This window comes from Stenotrophomonas sp. SMYL20, from assembly GCF_036320045.1.
Taxonomy (GTDB): Bacteria; Pseudomonadota; Gammaproteobacteria; order Xanthomonadales; family Xanthomonadaceae; genus Stenotrophomonas; species Stenotrophomonas maltophilia_A.
In genome coordinates this window covers 15,474-34,269 of record NZ_JAWIRT010000009.1, presented here as the reverse complement: position 1 = coordinate 34,269, position 18,796 = coordinate 15,474, and the positions used below count along the sequence as shown (strand labels likewise).

At 62.5% G+C, this 18,796-nt stretch carries 13 protein-coding genes and 2 pseudogenes; 9 read left to right on the top strand and 6 right to left on the bottom strand.

Translation table 11 applies throughout. The features are described from left to right. The first annotated feature begins 7 nt into the window (after positions 1-7). From sufC to V3B48_RS08575, 3 genes are read left to right on the top strand one after another with little or no spacing between them, the layout of a single operon-like run. Positions 8-772 (top strand): Fe-S cluster assembly ATPase SufC, encoded by a 765-nt coding sequence (sufC, locus tag V3B48_RS08585; protein WP_019337095.1) that lies wholly within the window; start codon positions 8-10, stop codon positions 770-772. Next, on the top strand, positions 772-2,034 hold the full coding sequence (gene sufD, locus V3B48_RS08580; protein ID WP_329893529.1) for a Fe-S cluster assembly protein SufD: 1,263 nt from the start codon (positions 772-774) through the stop codon (positions 2,032-2,034). The genes sufC and sufD overlap by 1 nt, the downstream gene beginning before the upstream one ends. Continuing rightward, entirely contained in the window at positions 2,031-3,287 is a 1,257-nt protein-coding gene (locus V3B48_RS08575; protein WP_005408431.1) for a cysteine desulfurase, read from the top strand. Before sufD ends, V3B48_RS08575 begins: the two co-directional genes overlap by 4 nt. A gap of 549 nt (positions 3,288-3,836) precedes the next feature. Here the strand turns inward: V3B48_RS08575 and V3B48_RS08570 are convergent. From V3B48_RS08570 to V3B48_RS08560, 3 genes are all read right to left on the bottom strand, one after another. Continuing rightward, positions 3,837-4,370 (bottom strand): hypothetical protein, encoded by a 534-nt coding sequence (locus V3B48_RS08570; protein WP_329893528.1) that lies wholly within the window; start codon positions 4,368-4,370, stop codon positions 3,837-3,839. A 589-nt stretch (positions 4,371-4,959) separates the two neighbouring features. Further along, positions 4,960-5,466 carry a hypothetical protein gene (locus tag V3B48_RS08565; protein WP_329893527.1) on the bottom strand — a complete coding sequence of 169 codons (507 nt, stop codon included), beginning with the start codon at positions 5,464-5,466 and terminating at the stop codon, positions 4,960-4,962. 334 nt (positions 5,467-5,800) lie between these two features. Next, complete coding sequence (locus V3B48_RS08560; protein ID WP_329893526.1) at positions 5,801-6,217, bottom strand: hypothetical protein; 417 nt, start codon at positions 6,215-6,217, stop codon at positions 5,801-5,803. 547 nt (positions 6,218-6,764) lie between these two features. Between V3B48_RS08560 and V3B48_RS08555 the strand changes: the two are divergent. Both V3B48_RS08555 and V3B48_RS08550 read left to right on the top strand, forming a co-directional pair. Continuing rightward, positions 6,765-6,897, top strand: a pseudogene (locus V3B48_RS08555) (cysteine desulfurase CsdA); the annotation flags it as partial. A 55-nt stretch (positions 6,898-6,952) separates the two neighbouring features. Beyond that, positions 6,953-7,188: pseudogene (locus V3B48_RS08550) on the top strand (aminotransferase class V-fold PLP-dependent enzyme); the annotation flags it as partial. Positions 7,189-7,375: 187 nt separating this feature from the next. Here the strand turns inward: V3B48_RS08550 and V3B48_RS08545 are convergent. The 3 genes from V3B48_RS08545 to V3B48_RS08535 are packed head-to-tail and all read right to left on the bottom strand — an operon-like array spanning position 7,376 to position 13,914. After that, entirely contained in the window at positions 7,376-7,744 is a 369-nt protein-coding gene (locus tag V3B48_RS08545; RefSeq protein ID WP_121503986.1) for a DUF4288 domain-containing protein, read from the bottom strand. Between the two features lie 8 nt (positions 7,745-7,752). Continuing rightward, positions 7,753-8,592 carry an RHS repeat-associated core domain-containing protein gene (locus V3B48_RS08540; RefSeq protein WP_329893525.1) on the bottom strand — a complete coding sequence of 280 codons (840 nt, stop codon included), beginning with the start codon at positions 8,590-8,592 and terminating at the stop codon, positions 7,753-7,755. A gap of 3 nt (positions 8,593-8,595) precedes the next feature. Then, the gene (locus tag V3B48_RS08535; RefSeq protein ID WP_329893524.1) at positions 8,596-13,914 is read right to left on the bottom strand and encodes a wall-associated protein; all 5,319 of its coding nucleotides are present in this window, start codon (positions 13,912-13,914) and stop codon (positions 8,596-8,598) included. A 247-nt stretch (positions 13,915-14,161) separates the two neighbouring features. Between V3B48_RS08535 and V3B48_RS08530 the strand changes: the two genes are divergently transcribed. The 4 genes from V3B48_RS08530 to V3B48_RS08515 all read left to right on the top strand — a co-directional run bounded on the left by V3B48_RS08530 (position 14,162) and on the right by V3B48_RS08515 (position 18,787). Next, entirely contained in the window at positions 14,162-14,701 is a 540-nt protein-coding gene (locus V3B48_RS08530; protein ID WP_049398806.1) for a GNAT family N-acetyltransferase, read from the top strand. Further along, a complete protein-coding gene (locus V3B48_RS08525) occupies positions 14,698-15,030 on the top strand; it encodes a non-heme iron oxygenase ferredoxin subunit (RefSeq protein WP_032129243.1) in 333 nt (110 codons plus the stop codon). The genes V3B48_RS08530 and V3B48_RS08525 overlap by 4 nt, the downstream gene beginning before the upstream one ends. 706 nt (positions 15,031-15,736) lie before the next feature. Then, positions 15,737-18,061, top strand: coding sequence for a catecholate siderophore receptor Fiu (locus tag V3B48_RS08520; protein ID WP_279912749.1), 2,325 nt, complete (start codon positions 15,737-15,739; stop codon positions 18,059-18,061). 48 nt (positions 18,062-18,109) lie between these two features. Next, positions 18,110-18,787 carry a Fe2+-dependent dioxygenase gene (locus V3B48_RS08515; protein WP_049398802.1) on the top strand — a complete coding sequence of 226 codons (678 nt, stop codon included), beginning with the start codon at positions 18,110-18,112 and terminating at the stop codon, positions 18,785-18,787. Positions 18,788-18,796 lie beyond the last annotated feature (9 nt).

Below are 18,796 nucleotides of genomic sequence, written 5' to 3'. Positions count from 1 at the left end.
CCCCACCATGCTGAAGATCGAAAACCTCCACGCCCGCATCGGCGACAAGGAAATCCTCAAGGGCCTGTCGCTGGACGTCCAGCCCGGCCAGGTGCACGCCATCATGGGCCCGAACGGCGCCGGCAAGTCCACCCTGGGCAATGTCCTGGCCGGCCGCGACGGCTACGAAGTGACCGAAGGCAGCGTGCAGTTCGACGGCGTCGACCTGCTGGAGCAGGACCCGGAAGCGCGCGCCGCTGCCGGCCTGTTCCTGGCGTTCCAGTACCCGGTGGAAATCCCGGGCGTGAACAACACCTACTTCCTGCGCGCGGCACTGAACGCCCAGCGCAAGGCGCGCGGTGAGGAAGAACTCGATTCCATGCAGTTCCTCAAGCTGGTGCGCCAGAAGCTGGCCGTGCTGCACCTGAAGGACGAACTGCTGCACCGTGGCGTCAACGAAGGCTTCTCCGGTGGCGAGAAGAAGCGCAACGAGATCTTCCAGCTGGCCGTGCTGGAACCGAAGCTGGCGATCCTGGACGAGACCGACTCGGGCCTGGACATCGACGCGCTGAAGAGCGTGGCCGACGGCGTCAACGCACTGCGCGCCGCCGACCGCTCGTTCCTGGTCATCACCCACTACCAGCGCCTGCTGGACTACATCAAGCCGGACGTGGTGCACGTGCTGGCCGATGGCCGCATCGTCAAGAGTGGCGGCCCGGAGCTGGCACTGGAACTGGAAGCGCACGGCTATGACTTCCTGAAGGACCGGGTCGTGCCCGAGGCGGCAGTCTGATGAGCGCCCTGCTTGATTCGATGGCCCAGGCCTTCTGCGGCAGCGATGCGCGCCGCGAAGTGCTGGATGCGGCCCTGCGCGACGGCCTGCCGGCCGCCCGCAACGAAGCCTGGAAGTACACCTCGCTGCGCCAGCTGGAACGCCGTGCGTTCGCTGCGGCGCCGCTGCAGGGCCCTGCGTTGGACGCCGCGCTGCTGGACGACATTCCGGCGCCGCGCCTGGTGTTCGTCAACGGTCGCCTGGATGCCGCGCTGAGCGACGTGCAGGCGCTGCCGGCCGGCGTGCAGCTGCAGCCGCTGTCGGCCGCACTGGCCGCCGGCGAAGACGCCGTGCGTTTCCTCGGCCGCCGCTACGAGCGCAGTGAAGAGGTCTTCGCCCGCCTCAACGCCGCACTGGCCGACGAAGGCGTGGTGCTGCGCGTGGACGAAGGCGTGCAGGTCGAAACGCCGCTGCAGCTGGTATTCGCCAGCGTCGCCGGCGACACCGACCTGGCCTGGCACCACCGTCACCTGATCGAACTGCGTGCCGGCGCCAGCCTGAGCGTGGTCGAGCATCGCTTCAGCGTGGGTGACTCCGCCCACCTGGACAACACCGTGCTGCATGCCCACGTCGCCCGTGATGCCGTGCTCAAGCACGCCCGCGTGCAGGCAGGCAGCGCGCGCCAGACCAGCTTCCTGCGCACCGACGCGGTGCTGGCCCGCGACGCGCAGTACCACCGCGTCGACCTGGAACTGGGCGCTGCGCTCAGCCGCCATGAACTGAACGTACGCCTGGAAGGCGACAACGCCCAGCTGACCGCCAACGGCGTGCTGCTCGGCAATGGCCGCCGCCACGTCGAAACCCGCCTGGGCATCGACCACATCGCACGCGATACCGCCTGCGAGCTACTGTGGCGCGGCGTCGCCGCCAACCGCAGCCGCGTGGTGTTCCATGGTGGCATCCAGATCCGCGAAGGCGCCGATGGCACCGACGCGAACCTGTCCAACAAGAACCTGCTGCTGTCGGCCGATGCCGAGATCGACACCCAGCCGACGCTGGTGATCGACGCCGATGAAGTGAAGGCCGCGCACGGCGCGACCGTCGGCCAGCTCGATGCCAATGCGCTGTTCTACCTGCGCTCGCGCGGCCTGCCGCAGGCACAGGCGCAGGCTCTGCTGAGCGCCGCGTTCTGCCACGAGCCGCTGAAGATCCTGCCCGACGCACTGCGTGCGCAGCTGGCACGTCGCCTGGACAAGGCCCTCGCCGAGGCGGGTGTGGCATGAACCTGTCCACGCCGCGACCGATCGAAGAACGCACCGGCGCCCCCGACTGGGACCGCGTCCGTCTCGACTTCCCGCTGTTGATGCGTGAAGTGCACGGCAAGCCGCTGGTCTATTTCGACAACGCCAACACCGGCCAGAAGCCGGTGCAGGTGATCGGCGCGGTGGACGAGTTCTACCGCCGCTACAACGCCAACGTCAGCCGCGCGGTGCATGCACTGGGCAGCGAAGCCACCGATGCCTACGAAGGCGCACGCAACAAGCTGGCGCGCTTCCTCAACGTGCGGCCCAGCGACCTGGTGCTGTGCAGTGGCACCACCTTCGCCATCAACCTGGTGGCCTATTCGTGGGCGCTGCCGCGGCTGAAGGCCGGTGACGTGATCCTGATCACGCGCATGGAGCACCACGCCAACATCGTGCCGTGGCAGCTGGTCGCGCAGCGTACCGGCGCCACCATCCGCGTGGCCGAGATCACCCCCGATGGCGCACTCGATCTGGATGCGCTGCGCGCGGCGATGACCCCGGAGGTCAAGCTGCTGGCGGTTACTCATGTCTCCAACGTGCTGGGCACGGTCAATCCGGTGCGCGAGATCTGCCGCGAAGCGCGCAAGCGCGGCATCATCACCGTGGTCGATGGCTCGCAGGCCGTGCCGCACCGCAAGGTCGACGTCGCCGCGATCGGCTGCGATTTCTACGCCATTACCGGCCACAAGATGTGCGGCCCGACCGGCACCGGTGCGCTGTGGGCCCGTCGCGAGCACTTGGACGCGATGCCGCCGTTCCTCGGCGGCGGCGAGATGATCAAGGAAGTCAGCTTCGACGGCACCGTGTTCAACGATGCCCCGCACAAGTTCGAAGCCGGCACCCCGAACATCGCCGGTTTCATCGGCCTGGGTGTGGCTGCCGACTACCTGCAGCAGCTTGGCCAGGAGAACGTGGAAGCCCGCGAAGCCGAACTGCTGGCGCACTTCACCGAAGAGCTGCGCCGCGTCGACGGCCTGCGTATCATCGGCGAAGCGCCGGAGAAGGCTGCGGTGGTCTCTTTCCTGATCGATGGCGCGCATGCGCACGACCTGGCGACCCTGCTCGACCTGGAAGGCGTGGCCGTGCGCTCGGGCCAACACTGCGCACACCCGCTGCTGCAGTACTTCGGCGTCGCGGCTACCTGCCGAGCTTCGCTGGCGTTCTACAACACGCATGCCGAGATCGAGCGGTTCATGACGGCATTGACGAAGGTGCGAAAGCTGCTGGGCTGAGGATTCGCCAGAATCGGGGAAGTATGAGAACGCCGCAGGAAACTGCGGCGTTTTTTTATTGCGCGCTGGACGAAAGCAAGCAGAGGCGTGACCGGGAAACACCGAGTGATGCCAGGAACGGGCAATCTCACCGTAATGCCGATCCATCCACCATCAACGGCCTTGAGGCGCCGTCTTTTACATGCCAACAAGCATGGATACCCCGGAGGCAATCAAGAAGACGTACATCATCACGACGCCCCTCAACACCCACCGTTCCCCCTGATGGAGCGTCTGCCCTTTGGAAGTAAGGGCAAGCACTGCAATACCGCGCAAGCACCTAAGCCACCAATCAACCTTGATGATTCCGACTGCAGCGAGTACTTCCGGCCGTTCACGCTCGATTTTAAGCAACATCCTGTGAGCCGCAAATGCGTTTATCCACATGGCACCTAGAATAATGGAAGCCAAAATGGGGAAGCTTTCAACAAACCCTGGCACTCAGCTCCTCCTTTTGAGGCTACTCCATCACATAGCACCTGCACACCCAATCTTCTACCCAGCAATCAGCTATGGAGTCGATGCGCTCAATGGCGCAAGAAGACCCTTGACGTACCCACCGAGGCCAACTACGTCCTCAGCTGTGCCAATCAGGTCCCGTCGCATCATCTTCTCGACATGCTCTACACCACCAAGTCGCGCGACAACATTCGCAAGGAAAGTGACATCTCCCGCAAACAACGTCACGTCCTGATCCAGCTTTACAACCCAGCGACCATCATGCGAATACAAATAATGATCACGCATGAAGTTCCCATCTTCGAGCCAGTAGGAGCGCAGGCCATCCAGACCTCGCTCAATTTCCACGGGGCTTCCCCCGTCGGAGCACTCTGAACATCGAACCGCGCACATCGCGATATCTGCAAAGTGCTCCGAAAGTGCGCTCAGCCACGCCACCCAAACATCATTCGGAGCAAAATCCTCATACAGGTTGCGATCAAACGCCATCCCCGCCCAGTCTTCCCGGAGAAGAGGGAGATCCGGAGGGGTAGCATCCGAGAGGGATGCCGCAATGAAGTCTGGCAAGCAACATTTATTGCTCATGGCTTCTCTGACTGCACTCAAGCCCACTCATCAATACTCTGCCTAACGGCCAACACCTGTGCTTCGGCATAGCGGGGATCGCGAATACGGATATCGGCGTCATCAAGATAGTGCCATATCACGTGAGGAACCCCGATTTCATACGAAATTGACCGAAGCACGTCCTTGATAAATTCCGCCCTATGGTACCAGCCAGACGCCTGTTCCACGGAAGCAGGCTCGGATTCAAACAGTCACCGCAGACAGGCTAAAACGAGATTCTTTTCATCGACAGCGCTCAATTCGAAACCTCATATTCATCAACCAAGGGGAAATTCCCCCAAAGCCTATCGACGTGATCGATCAGTTCGCAATGACACAGACGCAACCGCGCAACTTGGAAAACTGAACAGCCCAGGAGTGCTATGACCTACCGTGACATCTGCGACTCTGCAAGCCATCGAGATTGTGCCCGAGCCCCTTTGTGACAAGTGTCAACCCTAACATGGGGACCATACGATCACATGTTTGGCGCGCCTGTGGATCATCCCGCCTTTCTGCCACGGAGGCAGAAATGAAAGCACATAACGCCATTTCCGCAACCTATCACTCACTTCAGATCTTCAAGATTGACGAGCACATCTCCAAATCTCGCACGTGGCACGGGACCAGGGATTCGTAGGGAGCGAACTTCAAGGGGGGCGTGAATTTCGCCAAGCAGCAGGTCACCTGTCGAATTGTCACTCTCTCTTATCCTGAACACCCCAATTATCGAAACCCATGAATACGCGTATTCGTCAAATACGCTTTGCTGCAGATCTATTGGCCCTCTAATTCGAACTTGGGTCTCCTCAGTCACTCCGGCCTCAAACAGCTCCTTGCTTGAATTCAGTACAAAAAGCTCCCGGCTCACCCCGAGATAGCCCTCCATCCGCACCAACTTTCCATCGAATAGCCGGGGCGTAGCAGCTAGTTCCCGGAAGCTGACTCGGCAAGCGGAGCTGCCCTCGACCCCACAGGTCTTTCCAGACGGTGCGCCCCCACCTTCTTGATACCTGCAACCAGCCCCATAGAAAATAAAAACAATAACCATGAAAAACCGGAAATTAAAATTCATGCCCACACCTCCGCGTCGCCATCCAGCGCCATGGATACCCGCTCACTTTCTTCGCTCCACACCCACAAACCCCAAGCCCCCCCCTGTCAGCCGAAAAATTCACTGAATCATTGATAGCCAAGCTCATCAACAAAAGCCCTGCACTTGGAATCCCAATCGACATGAAATGACTTCAGCTCATCGGACTGCAGTTTCCCATTGTCCGAACGATTCATTACTGCATATCCGCGCCGCCCTCTCACTGCCCCTCAGTAGCGGTGCCGTATACATCCCATCCGACCGCCGCGACGCCTTATACGGGCCACGCGCACCAATACCGCGAGTGCCGTCCGAATCAGTGGAGATCCAACTCTTTTTCCAGCCGACAGCCCACCCTCGACCTCTCGGCAATAATCGTCACGCACTCATTCATAGGAAGCCCGCAGGTGTCCGCCGACCTGACGACACCTTGATGATCGGCCAAGACGAAATATACCCTCGCCCTTTCGCTTCCAGCCTGTTCAAATGATTTCCTGACATCAATTAAATGCACCCTGCATATTTGCGCTTCCGGCACACTCTCGGAAGAACTGAAAACTGACTCGAGCGCCAGTGCGTAGTGATTAGCCGCTGCGTTTCCCGGCCCATGATTTATGACCACACCCAAACCTTCATCTCTTCCGCCGCAGGCTGTAAGCCCCAACAAGCAAAGCACCGCCACAATAATATCGACCAGCCGCCCAAAGCGATCAAGCACTTGGGAATTCTTCACTGAAACCCCTCCCAAAACTTAGCGCACCCGCAATCTACATCCTTTCACAGAACCCGATCATTCGCTTCACAATGACCGAGGCACACTGGTCTTCGTCAATACCGCAAGTCCCCGCATTCAATAATCTCCCGCCACCATCAGTCAATACATAGAAGATCCTTCTATTTCTCCGACCTTCCCGAGAGAGTTCGAGCTGCGATACCACCAACTCTGCATTCACTTCCCGCGCCCCATCCACAGGGCGCGAATGTATTACCTCATCCATATCAGCATGGATCTTCTGAGATGAGGAGCTGTCGTGGTCCTGGTTGGCCACCCGAAGAAGACAACCGCGGTCCTGCACACAGGAGGCAAGAAGCGGCATCGATAAGGCAGCAGATAGAAGAACTTTGATCTTCATCGAAACCGAACCCAGTCACTTTCCCGAAAGTTGCTTATCAAGACGCTTTGCGTCAAGCCGCCCTTCGACCCTGAAGAACCCCATGAAATTGCTAAGTCGATGCCGAGACGTCATATCGTTGTTCAGCATCGCATCGGCGAAGCGCTGGAGAAGGCTGCCGTAGTCTCGTTCCTGAACGATGGCGCGCTTGCGCAAGACCTAGCCACCCCGCTCGACTTGGCACGCCGAGATCGAGCGATTCATGACCGCATTGACCACGGTGCGTAAGTTGCTTGGATGAAGATTCACCAGAGTCAAGCACGTGCGAGAACCCCACGGGAAACCTCGGCGAAGCGCCGGAGAAGGCCACAGTGGTGTTGTTCCTGATCGATGGCGCGCTTGCCCACGACCTCGCAACCCTGCCCGACCTGACAGAATGAAAGCGCGCTCGGGCCCGAACTACGCGTGGCCGCTGCTGCAGTACTTCGGCGTCGCGGCTACCTGCCATGCCTCGCTGGCGTTCTACAACACGCACGTCGAGATCGAGCGGCTCATGACCGCGCCGACCAAGGTGCGGAAGTTGCCAGGGTGATATTCCGGAAGAAGCACGGGATAGATGCAAACACCGCAGGGAACTACGGCGTTTCTTGTTGGCCGATGGGCACATCATAGAAAGCAGCACCCCGGCAAACCACAGCCCCCACTTCCATCACGGAAAACCAATCAATGGATAAAAAAACCGAGCCCCCTGGCATAGAAGCAAAAACTGGAAACACACATCACTCAATGTAGTTAACAGCAACTAATTCACCGCGAGCAATTCTCTCAACGTCGAGAATACTCCCAACCTCCATCACAGAGTAAGTGAGCTCCACCCCAGAGCAAATTGCAGAAGAATCTGCAACATCGGAATCAACCTGAACAGAAATCAGCTTCCTAATTCCCGAGAATTTGTATTCTGCCCTTTTCCCATCACATTCAAGATAGCTATCCACACCAATTTGCTCATACTCAAGGGCGATCGACTTCGCCTTAAACATAGCCTTTTCTTCGTCTTCCGCACCAATCAAGTACACATTCTCGTGCACGACAAATGAATCCTGCCCTTCATATTGATAGAAAAATACCGCATGAGCACAGTACCACATTCTAGACCTCACCCATTCTCTTCACGTTTTGTTTTATTCCTAAGACCTCTAGCCTTTTCCTCTGTCTGATATCGCCGCTTCTCCTTGCCAGAAATTCCTGGCTGTCGAGCACGCCTACTTACTTCTTCATCCGTTAGGTCACGAAGCCCCGAGTCGCGGACGTTCTCTTTTCCCTTTGAGTACTGAGCCAACTCGCCACAGGGGGGGCCACCGGGCATCTCGCATGGAGACGCCCCCATTTCGTTAGGCGTTAGCAACAATACAGGCAACAAGACCACACGCGGGACAACAAATCCACCCAGCGCTGGCAAAGAAATGCGCGGAAGGGGGGTCGGCGTTGCCCTCACTGGCGCGACAGGCATCGGCATTGGCGGAGCGATCGCGTTGACAGTTGGCAGCGTGGTCGGCTCTGGGGGCGGCTCAACCTTGTCAGTTGGAGCTCGCCCGTCCGAATCGAGGTACCTTTGCGGATTTCCACGCGCGTACCAGTAGCGGTTGAAATGTTCATGCTGTTGATCATGCGGCGTCACCTCGTCAACTGAGATAAACATCCCAAGTTGTGCGTCGTAGTACCGCTGCTGCATGTAACTCAGCCCGGTCCCCGAGTCCGTCACATGCCCCGTATATCCCGGCCCATCTTTCAACGGCCGATTCACCACCGCCCCATACGGCTCATACACCGCACGCTCGATGACGTTTCCGCTGGCATCGGTGATCGCCACCGGTGAACCCAGTGCATCAGTGTGGATGTACTCGACCACTTCCTGGGCGACTGCCGGAGCCACGCAGGCCGCCAGCACCACCACCGCGAGTACCGCCCGAATCAACAGCGAAGAGAGTCCATTCATGGCTTAGTCCCAGCTCAGTACACCTTGGGTGACCGGCCGTTCGGCCGACCATGGGGAGCAACCGCCTGCATTACAGGCACGCACGCGATACTCATGCGCGCAGTAGGTCCCGCCATTCGACTGCACGTAGGTCTTGGGGCCCGTGTAAAGACGCTTGCCACCGCCACCGCTTTCAAGCTGATACTCGGTTGCGTCTGCCACCAGACTCCATCCTGCAGAGCACTGGACCTGATAGGGCGGCCTGCGGGTCGTCAACCACTCTGCTAGATAGAGACTCGTCGCCCCCGGCGGCAGCACCACCGCGACAGTCACGACTCCCGAGTACGGACTGCACCCCGCGAAATTGCACGCCCTCACGCGATAGGCGTAGCTGCCTTTGCCACGGCTGGCACCAAAGCTGTTCCCGCCGCCGTTATGCACCACCGTCCAGCCACCACCGTTGGCACTCTCCTCCAGCACGAAGCTCTCGCTGTTGGCCGGCACCGACCAGCTCAGGCTGTACTGCGGCACGTTCACCAGGCCCGGCGCACTGATCACCGGCTCGATCGTCGGCGGCCCGATCACCGCTACCGTCGACGTAGCCGACCACGGTCCGCAGCCCGCGCCATTGCAGGCGGCAACCCGATAGCCATAGTTGCCCACACCGCGCGCAGCGGTGGCATAGGAACCCGCGTTGCCGTCGAACAGCGTGACCCATCCGCCACCATTGCTACTCTCCTGCAGGGTGTAACGCGTGGCACCAGCCACCCCGTTCCAGCCAATGCCGATACTGCCCGGCGCAGCGCGTGCCGGCGCAGAGAGTCCGGGCGCAGTGGCAGGCGGATATACGACCGTCACCGCAGCCGTGGCGCTGTATCCCGTGCACCCCACCGGGTTACATGCGCGAACCCGGTAGTTGTAGCTTCCCGCTGCCTTGCCACTGAAGGCCTTGGACTGGCCAATGGCGTTGTGCACCTGGACCCAAGCGCCACCATTGGCGCTTTCCTCCAGCTCATAGCGCTCGGCACCGGAAGCCGCAGACCAAGCCACGCTGTAACTGCCATTGAAGGCCGTGGCAGGCAGGTTCAAGGTCGGCACGGTGGATGGCGCCAATGCCACGGCCACTGATGCGACATTGCTCCATCCGCCGCACACCGCACGACAACCGCGCACCCGGAACTGATAGGTACCCGTGACCAGGCCGGTGCTGGTGAATGATTGCGCCGCGCCATCGAAGACCGTGCTCCAGGTGCCCGCAAGGGCACGCTGCAACTCATAGCGGTTGGCACCACCGGCCGGGCTCCAGGTCAGGTTCACGCTGCCCTGGGTGATGTAGCCCGGCGCACTCAGCGCGGGAACGCTGGGTGCGGCTTCACCATGCACCTGGGAAACCAGGCTGCCTGACAGGTAGAGATAGTCGGTCTGCTTGCCGGTACGTTCGTTGCGCTGGAATCGCAGCACGCCGCCGTTGTCGTAGAACGAGTAGATTGCCCCCTTGCCACTGGCACCAGCCTTCACCCGGCGACCGTGGGCGTCGTACTCGTAGCTCTCTGCTGTTCCCGCCGCGCGCAGCCGGTTGCCGTAGTCAAACGCGAAAGCTTGACCATTGCGCACCGAAAGATTGCCCTGCACGTCATATCCAAGACCGGTCACAGTTGCGCCGGTTCCGGTTTCAATCACGTTGACCAGTCGATTGGTCGGATCGAAGTAGTGCGTACGATCGCGGCTGCCGACCTTGGCACGGCGCAGGTTGTCCAACGCGTCATACTCATACAAGGCGTTGCCGAAGCCCGGCGCAGTGACCGTCCGCAACCGGTCCAGGCCGTCATAGGTCATGTCCCGGTTGCCGGGCGCCCCGGGCAGACCATCGGAAATGGCCATCACGTTGCCACCAGCATCGTAGTCATAGCTGTCATCCAGCACTGCGGCCGCTGCAGTGGCATCGCGGCTGCGGTCGGGCAGCCCGCGGGCATTCTGGGTCAACGTGTGCACGATTCCGTTGCCATATACGAAGCGGGCCAACGCGCCGTTGGCAAAGTAACTGGCCTCCTTCGCATAGCCGCCGACCGTCGTCGCCCGACCCAGTGCGTCCGGCGCATAGCTGACGAAACGCCCACCCGGATAGGTATTGCTGGCCAGCGTGCCGTTGGCATCGTAGCCATAGGCCAGGCTCAGGCTTCCCAGATCCGGATGCTGCAGGGTTTCGCCGCTGAGCAGGCGGCGGCGGTTGTACTGGTAGCGGTTGACGACCATCGGCCGGGTCGGATCGTTCTGCGTACTGATCTCGGCCGGCAGACCATCAGGTGCGTAGGACCAGTTCTGATTTCCGCGCCCATCCGGGAAGATCAGGGTCGACAAGCGGTTGGCGGCGTCGTAACTACGCTTCACCGCGCGGCCGCTGGCCAGGGCTTCACTGCGGTTGCAGTCGGTCGTGCTGGTCAAACCCGTGCCGGCCGCCGACCACAGCACGTTGCCTGCCGCATCGTAGTCCTGCACGGTCGCACCGGTTTCCGGCTCGATGGTCTTGCACAGCTGCTGGTAGCCGTCATAGACGTAGCGGCGGGTGAGCGATTGGCTGCCGTCTGCATTGCGGCGGGTGATCGCCAGCGGCTTGCCCAGCGTGTCGCGCTGGATCTCGGTCACCACGCCTTCCGGGTGCTGCAGCGTCAGCGGCATCTCGTAGCTGGGCTGGTCGTAGGCAAGGTGACGGGTCGTCGTGCCCTGGCCGCGGGGGTTGGTCACCTTCACCGACAGGTTGCCCACGTACTCGGTGCGGGTAACCAGTGCCCCCAACTCGGACGATTGACTGACCACGGTGGGGCGGCCCAACGCGTCGTACTGCGTCGTGGTGCCAGTCAGGGTGGCATTGATATCGGAGAGCTGCCGCGTGGGATACGAGGCAAACACGGTCTTGCCGCTGGTGTCGTAGCGGGTCACCACGGCACTGTCCAGCACATTGTTGGCGTTTTCGGTCACCAGCACCGGGCGGAACATCGCATCCAGGTAGGTATCCGTGCGCCGTCCGCCCTGCGTGCGGGAGTGCTTCCACGCACCGGCGGGCACCCCCAGCTGCGCGCCACCCAGCCGCTGCAGGTCCATGGTTACGCCATTCCAGTTAACGCTGTCGCCGCCAGGGAACTGCTGGCTGCGCAGCCTGCCCATGCTGTCGTAGCTGAAGCCGGTGGTTGCGCCGGTTTCGTCGGTCAGCGAGGTGATCCAACCGTTGTCGTCCACGGCAACCGTGCGCACCGCACCATTGGGCGCTTCGGGCGTGGCCGGCATGCGGAGCTGCTGCGGAACACCACGCTTCCATCCCGACAGATGGCTGGTATTTCCACGGCCATCGGCCACCGAGGCAACCGTGCCGTCGGCTGCATAGGTCACCTGCTGCGCCAGGCGGCCAAATGCGTAGGCGCGCAGCGGCAGTGCTTTGGCCGTATCGAATTCGGTGCGGGACTGTTCGATGCCATTGAGCACACTGCGCGCCGCCTGGCCGTTCACCCATAGCGTGGGATTGTCGTAGTAGCTGGTGCTGGTGGTGCGACTCTGGCCAGCGGAATTCGCTTCGACGACGGTGACTTCGCGCGCAAATGCATCAAAGGCCTGCACGGTGCGGGTGAACTGCACGCCATCCTGTTCCACCACAGTGGATTGGACGGGGCGGTTGTAATGGGCCTTGAGATCGCTCGCACCGTACTTGAAGTCCTTGCCGGCCTCTTTCGGGAAGGGCGCCGCATCCAGCTGGGCATCCGGATAGTAATTGTTGCGGTCAACGCGCACGACCGAGCCACCCGCACGCGTTGTCGTGGACAGCAACAGGCCGTCGTTGTAGGCAACTTCCTTGCCGAACTCGTAGACGCGAACGACACCATCGGGCAACGTCTCGGTAGTGATCTTCGGCTCCGCCTGGCCTACCGGGATTACTGGACCGCCCAGGTCCTGAGCGTAGGCACCATTGAGATTGGTGTATTGATAGGTCCACTGTGCAGTAGGCATCCCCGGACCGCTGATGGTCTTGGCCACCAGCGACATTGCGTCACGGTAGACCGGCGTGTAGTTCCAGCCATCGGCAAACAGGTGATTGTCACCAGAGGTCTGGCAATCCAGCTTCACATTCTTGCGCCCATGGCGGAACGGACGGAACAGGAACGTTCCCAACGCACCCGACGGATGCTGGATACTCAGGGTGATCTCGCTAGCCACGATCTTGTTGACGCGCGAGCATGTGGCCGGGTAGTCCATGTACTCCCAGATGCCCTGCCCGATGTAGTCGGCGTACTTGTGGGTGACTGACAGCGGCGGCAGGTTGTAGACCCATTGGGTTCCGTCCGGCAGCGTCACTGTCCGCAGGATATCGGCCTCCGTGTACCCGTAAATCCAGGTGCGCCCTGCAGCGGTTGCGGATGCGATCAGTCCTTTCGCGTTGTAGGCCAGGCTGATCTCGCGGCCATCGTTGGCAACCATGCGCAACAGCCGGTCGCCGCTCCACTCGTAGCGCACCCAGTTGCCGAAGCGATCCACAACCTGCGATGGGTACAGGAACACAAGCTTTCGATTCAGCAGTGCATTGCTTTCAGGTCCGTAGGGTTGCAGCGTTGCACCGTTGTGGGGCTTGGCGACCATCCAGTCGAAGTAGTACTTAGTGCCGTCGGGAGCATGGCCAAGGAAGCCTTGTCCCGGCTGTCCACTCTTCAGGGCGGTCAGGCAACTGAACGTCCAGCCGCCCTTGGTATTCCAAGGCGTCGGTTCGCCAAACTGTGGCTGCGGCTGACGCGCATCACCGCTGCCTCCCAGGACCGGCTCACCGCCACCACCTGGCAGGGAGAGGCGCACGCCATCCCAGAAAGTATTGGGATAGAAATTTACGGTCTGGGTGCGGCGACGGTTCCAGACCTCCAGTGACGGAGGCGCCGCCACCGTACTGCAGCGCGCAGCGGGCGCCCAATAGCCGACAGCAGCGGTCTCCGGCAGATCGCCATAGACGCCGGACATGGACGGGATATCCAGATCCCAATCCGAGAATGGGCTCTCACTACTGCGATCGCCATCGCGATAGCTGCGGCCCAAGGTCATCGTCAGGCTGCCATTGCCCGGAATCGAAACATCCGTGGCCTTGAAGCTGATCGAACCGTCATAGAGGTTGACCTGCTCGCCGAAGATCTCGCCCTTCAGCGGTTCGACAATGTCCCCGTACTTCAGCCGCTTGTCGTACTCCTGGCGCCAGGTGGGAACAATCTGGGCGGAAACGCCGACCGGTGCCAGCACGCACAGGGCAATGAAACCGAGAAACAGACCCTTGGCAGCCGTTGCGGCGCGCGGATGAGAAATGAGGCGAGACTGCATGAAGATCCTCCCTGGATCGACTTCCCTGTGTGCCCCACCCGCGCCGAACGGCAGTTGGCCTTCGACCAGGCGGCACCCACTCCGGCAGACAGCCACGCGTTGCTTCACGGTGGGCGGGTGCTGACCATGGATATGAACGAATAATGAAGATGGCGTCAACCCCGCGCATTGGCCAAACTCGGCAAAGCCCCCCCCCCCCCAATCGGCTGCCTCCCGCGCCCTTCCCCGCTCCACCTAGAATGTCCCCATGAGCACCCTGACCTTCCGCGCCGCCACGTCGGCCGACATCCCCGCCCTCATTGCCCTCGTCACCTCGGCCTATCGGGGTGACGCCAGCCGCGTTGGCTGGACCACCGAAGCCGACCTGCTGGACGGCGCCCGCATCGACGCTGAAGGCATCCAGGCCGACCTGGACCGCCCGCGCTCCACCATCCTGCTGGCCGAGCGCGATGGCCAGCTGGTGGCCTGCGCCCACGTCGCCGATGTCGATGGCAAGGGCTACTTCGGCATGTTCTCGGTCGATCCGGCCCAGCAGGGCGGCGGCGTCGGCAAGCAGCTGATGGACGCCGCCGAAGCCCACGCCGCACGCGAATGGAAGGTGCCGGTGATGCAGATGACGGTGATCGACGTGCGCGACGAGCTGATCGCCTTCTACGAGCGCCGCGGCTATCTGCGCACCGGCATCAAGAAGCCGTTCCCGTACGGCGACGAACGCTTCGGCATTCCCAAGCGCGACGACCTGCGCTTCGAGATCCTGGAAAAGCCGCTGGCCGGAGCCGCCGCGTGAGCGATACCTGGACCTTCGTCTGTGCCGGCACCGAGCTGCTGCCGGGTGAAATGAAGAGCGTGTTCGACGAGGTAACCGGCACGCCGATCGTGGTGTTCAACCTCGACGGTGAGTTGTACGCGCTGGAAGACCAGTGCACACATGAAGAGTTCGAGCTGTCCTCGGGCGAGTTCAACACCATCGAGGGCAGCGTGGAGTGCGTGCTGCACGGCGCGCGCTTCGACGTGCGTGACGGCCGCGCCCTGTGCGCCCCGGCCTACAGCCCTGTGCCCAAGTTTCCGGTGAAGCGCGAGCACGACGCCGTCTGGACCCGCGACGACCGGGATTGAGGCGGTGCGCGGCCCGGAGAGATCTCCCAAGGGGTGCCCCGCGAAAGAGCATCCACTCATGGGGAGGATCTACCGAAAGGCCATTAGAGCCTCCCCAGGGCGTCCCCGGGCCATCTCGGTGGCCCGGAACGACCCGTACATGCGAATCATTATCGTTGATGTTATTCTACGTAACATCTTCGTAACGACTCCGCCCCCGCGCCATGGCTTCGCCCGCGCCAACCGCCACGCTGTGCCAGCTTGCCCGTCAAGGGTGGCCGCTGCTCGTGGCCGTACTGCTGACGCTGGTGTTGGGCTGGTCTGCGTTGCATGAAGGCAGGCACACGGCGACCGCCGATGCGCCGACTCTGTATGCTCATGATGTGTCGCCCGCGTCCCCGCCACACGTGCTGCCGCACGAACAGGCGATGCACCCCGCTGAATCCGAACCCGATGGCAGTCGCGGTGACCAACCTCGTGCCCTGCGGCGACTCTGCCTGCAGCACCCTGACAATGCACCTGCAGACGCTCCGGCGCCGGTGACACCGACCCCTCCGGTGCTCGCACCGGGCCGGCGCCAGCCCCCATCCCACGCACCGCCCGCGCTGCTGGCCTGACGCTCTGCTGCGCCATGCGCAGCCGCATCCGCACGCCCCCCTCGTTCTACGTACTGCTGCCGCGCGGCCCGCGCCGGCCGCCTCTCCCTGTTCCACTTCTGCAGACGCCCATGAACCCGATCAAGAGCCGCAAGCACGCTTCGCCGCTTCGTACCCTGCCGCTGGCCACCGCCAGTCTTGCCGCCGGCCTCGGCCTGGCCACCCTGCCCGCGCTGGCCCACGCTGAAGCCACCGACAACGCCCGCACGCTGGACAAGATCGACGTGCACGCCACCCGGGGCTACAAAGCCGACAAGGTGGCCTCGCCGAAGTTCACCCAGCGCCTGCAGGACACGCCGCAAACCATCCAAGTGATTACCAGCGACCTGTTCAACCAGCAGGGTGCCACCACGCTGACCGAGGCGCTGCGCAACAGCCCGGGCGTGGGCACCTTCTATGCCGGCGAGAACGGCAACACGACCACCGGCGATGCGCTGTTCATGCGCGGCTTCGACACCTCCAACAGCTTGTATGTGGACGGTGTGCGCGACCTGGGCTCGATCTCGCGCGATGTGTTCAACATCGAACAGGTGGAAGTGACCAAGGGGCCGGCCGGCACCGACAATGGCCGTTCGGCGCCGACCGGCGCGATCAACCTTGTCAGCAAGCAGGCCAACCTGCAGGACGCGACGTCGGCCAGCATTTCGCTGGGCAGCGACCAGCAGCGCCGCGCCACCGCCGACTGGAACCAGTCGCTGGGCACCACCAGCGCGCTGCGCATCAACGGCATGTGGCAGGACAGCGACCAGCCCGGCCGCGACCACGTGCAGAACAAGCGCTGGGGCATCGCACCGTCGCTGGCCTTCGGTCTGGGTACCGCCACCCGCTACTACCTCAACCTGCTGTATGTGAAGCAGGACAACGTGCCCGATGGTGGCGTGCCCACCCTGGGCCTGCCGGGCTGGACGCCGCAGCCGACGCTGGAAGCGCTGGCCGGGCACCCGGTCGATCCGGAGAACTTCTACGGCACCCGCGCCGACCACGATGACGTGACCGCGAAGATGGCCACGTTCCGTTTCGAGCACGACTTCAACGACAGCGTGCGCCTGACCAACACCGCCCGCTGGGGTCGCACCGAACAGGATTACCTGCTCACCGCCTTCATGGGCACCGGCGTGCGCGGCGCAGGCGGCCGCCCGACCGGCAACATCACCTATGCCAACCCGGCCGACCTTTCCAGCTACGCCATCGCGCGCAGCCTGCCGACCTTCAAGGACCAGCGCAACACGATCCTCACCGATCAGCTGAACCTGCGCGCCGACTTCGCCACCGGCGCGGTCGGGCACGCATTGAGCGCTGGCCTGGAATTCACCCGTGAAGAACTGGACAGCTACGGCCAGGCCGCCGCTGCCGGCACCAGCTGGCCCGCTGCGAACCTGTACAACCCGGACTGGAACGTCAGCGGCCTGAACTGGGCGCACAACGGCGCCGATGCACATGGCAAGACCACCACCTCCTCGGTGTACCTGTTCGATACCCTGTCCTTCGGCGAAAGCTTCCTGTTGACCGCTGGCGTGCGTGCGGACCACTACAAGACCGAGTACGCCAGCGCGTCGGTGTGTGGTGGCCGCGGCGGCCCGGCGTGTGGCAGCAATCCTGCCGGCACGGTGCTGCGCAACCCGACGCTGGACGCGTCCGATACGCTGCTGAACTGGAAGCTCGGCGCCCTCTACAAGGTCGGCGATGCGGTCAGCGTCTACGCCAACTACGCCATCTCGCAGCAACCCCCGGGTGGCGCCAACTTCCAGCTGAGCAGCTCGGCCAGCAGTGCCGACAATCCCAAGCTGGATCCGCAGAAGGCCAAGACCTTCGAAGTGGGCAGCAAGTGGGCCTTCCTGGATGACGCTCTGGCAGTGAACCTTGCGTTGTTCCAGACGGACGTGGACAACGAGATCAACACCACCGTGCTCGACGATGCCGGCAACCCGACCCAGACCGGCAGCAAGCGGGTCAAGGGCGTGGAGCTCTCCGCAGTCGGCCGCCTGACCGACAACTGGTCGGTCAGCGCCGGATACAGCCACCTGGACACCGACGTAAGGGAAGGCGCGAAGGTGGCCGCCGATGGCACCACCAACCTGACCTATACCCCGGACGACACATTCACCGGCTGGACCAGCTACACCCTGCCCTACGGCATCACCGTGGGCGGCGGCGTACGCTATGCCGCCGGCATGCACCGCGGCACCGACGGCGCGGTGGGCACCCCGTCGTTCACCAAGTCCTACGTGGTGTATGACGCGGTCGTGTCCTGGGCAATCAATGAGACGATCTCGCTGCGCTTGAACGGCTACAACCTGTTCGACAAGCAGTACGTGGCCAGCATCAACAAGAGCGGCTACCGTTACACCCCGGGTGCCCCGCGCACCTTCCTGCTCAGCGCGGACATCCGCTTCTGATGCAGCACGCGGGGGAGCCCACTCCCCCGCGCCCCCAAAGGAACCGCCATGCTGCTGCACATTCCCGACGTGCTTTCACCCCAGGACGTGGCGCAGGCACGCAGGCGACTCGACGCTGCAGACTGGACCGACGGTCGCGAGACCGTCGGTGCACAGGGCGCGATGGTCAAGCACAATCTGCAGCTACCCGATGCATCTCCCCTGAAAGCGGAGCTGGGCAGGGACCTACTGGCCGCGCTGAGCCGCAGCCCCTTGTTCTTTGCTGCCGCGCTGCCCCTGAAGATCCTGCCGCCGCGTTTCAACCGCTACAGCGGGGGCGGCACCTATGGCTTCCATGTCGATGGCGCGGTGATGAACCTGGCCAACGGCGAACAGCTGCGCTCGGACATCTCCTGCACCCTGTTCCTGTCCGATCCGGACGAATACGAAGGCGGCGAGCTGATCATCAGCGATACCTACGGCGAGCACGAGGTAAAGCTGCCGGCCGGCGACCTGATCGTGTATCCGTCCAGCAGCCTGCACCAGGTGCGGCCGGTCACCCGCGGTGCGCGCGTGGCCTCGTTCTTCTGGGTACAGAGCATGATCCGCGACGATGTGCAGCGCCGCCTGCTGTGGGAAATGGATGGCTCGATCGAGCGCCTGCGGCAGACCGGCGGTGACGCCGAGGCGATCCTGCAGCTGACCGGCGTGTACCACAACCTGCTGCGACGCTGGAGCGAAGTCTGAGCCCCATCC

Coding starts and splice junctions, on each gene's coding strand:
- sufC (WP_019337095.1), top strand. CDS start 8: ATGCTGAAGATCGAAAACCTCCACGCCCGCATCGGCGACAAGGAAATC.
- sufD (WP_329893529.1), top strand. CDS start 772: ATGAGCGCCCTGCTTGATTCGATGGCCCAGGCCTTCTGCGGCAGCGAT.
- V3B48_RS08575 (WP_005408431.1), top strand. CDS start 2,031: ATGAACCTGTCCACGCCGCGACCGATCGAAGAACGCACCGGCGCCCCC.
- V3B48_RS08570 (WP_329893528.1), bottom strand. CDS start 4,370: ATGAGCAATAAATGTTGCTTGCCAGACTTCATTGCGGCATCCCTCTCG.
- V3B48_RS08565 (WP_329893527.1), bottom strand. CDS start 5,466: ATGAATTTTAATTTCCGGTTTTTCATGGTTATTGTTTTTATTTTCTAT.
- V3B48_RS08545 (WP_121503986.1), bottom strand. CDS start 7,744: ATGTGGTACTGTGCTCATGCGGTATTTTTCTATCAATATGAAGGGCAG.
- V3B48_RS08540 (WP_329893525.1), bottom strand. CDS start 8,592: ATGAATGGACTCTCTTCGCTGTTGATTCGGGCGGTACTCGCGGTGGTG.
- V3B48_RS08535 (WP_329893524.1), bottom strand. CDS start 13,914: ATGCAGTCTCGCCTCATTTCTCATCCGCGCGCCGCAACGGCTGCCAAG.
- V3B48_RS08530 (WP_049398806.1), top strand. CDS start 14,162: ATGAGCACCCTGACCTTCCGCGCCGCCACGTCGGCCGACATCCCCGCC.
- V3B48_RS08520 (WP_279912749.1), top strand. CDS start 15,737: ATGAACCCGATCAAGAGCCGCAAGCACGCTTCGCCGCTTCGTACCCTG.
- V3B48_RS08515 (WP_049398802.1), top strand. CDS start 18,110: ATGCTGCTGCACATTCCCGACGTGCTTTCACCCCAGGACGTGGCGCAG.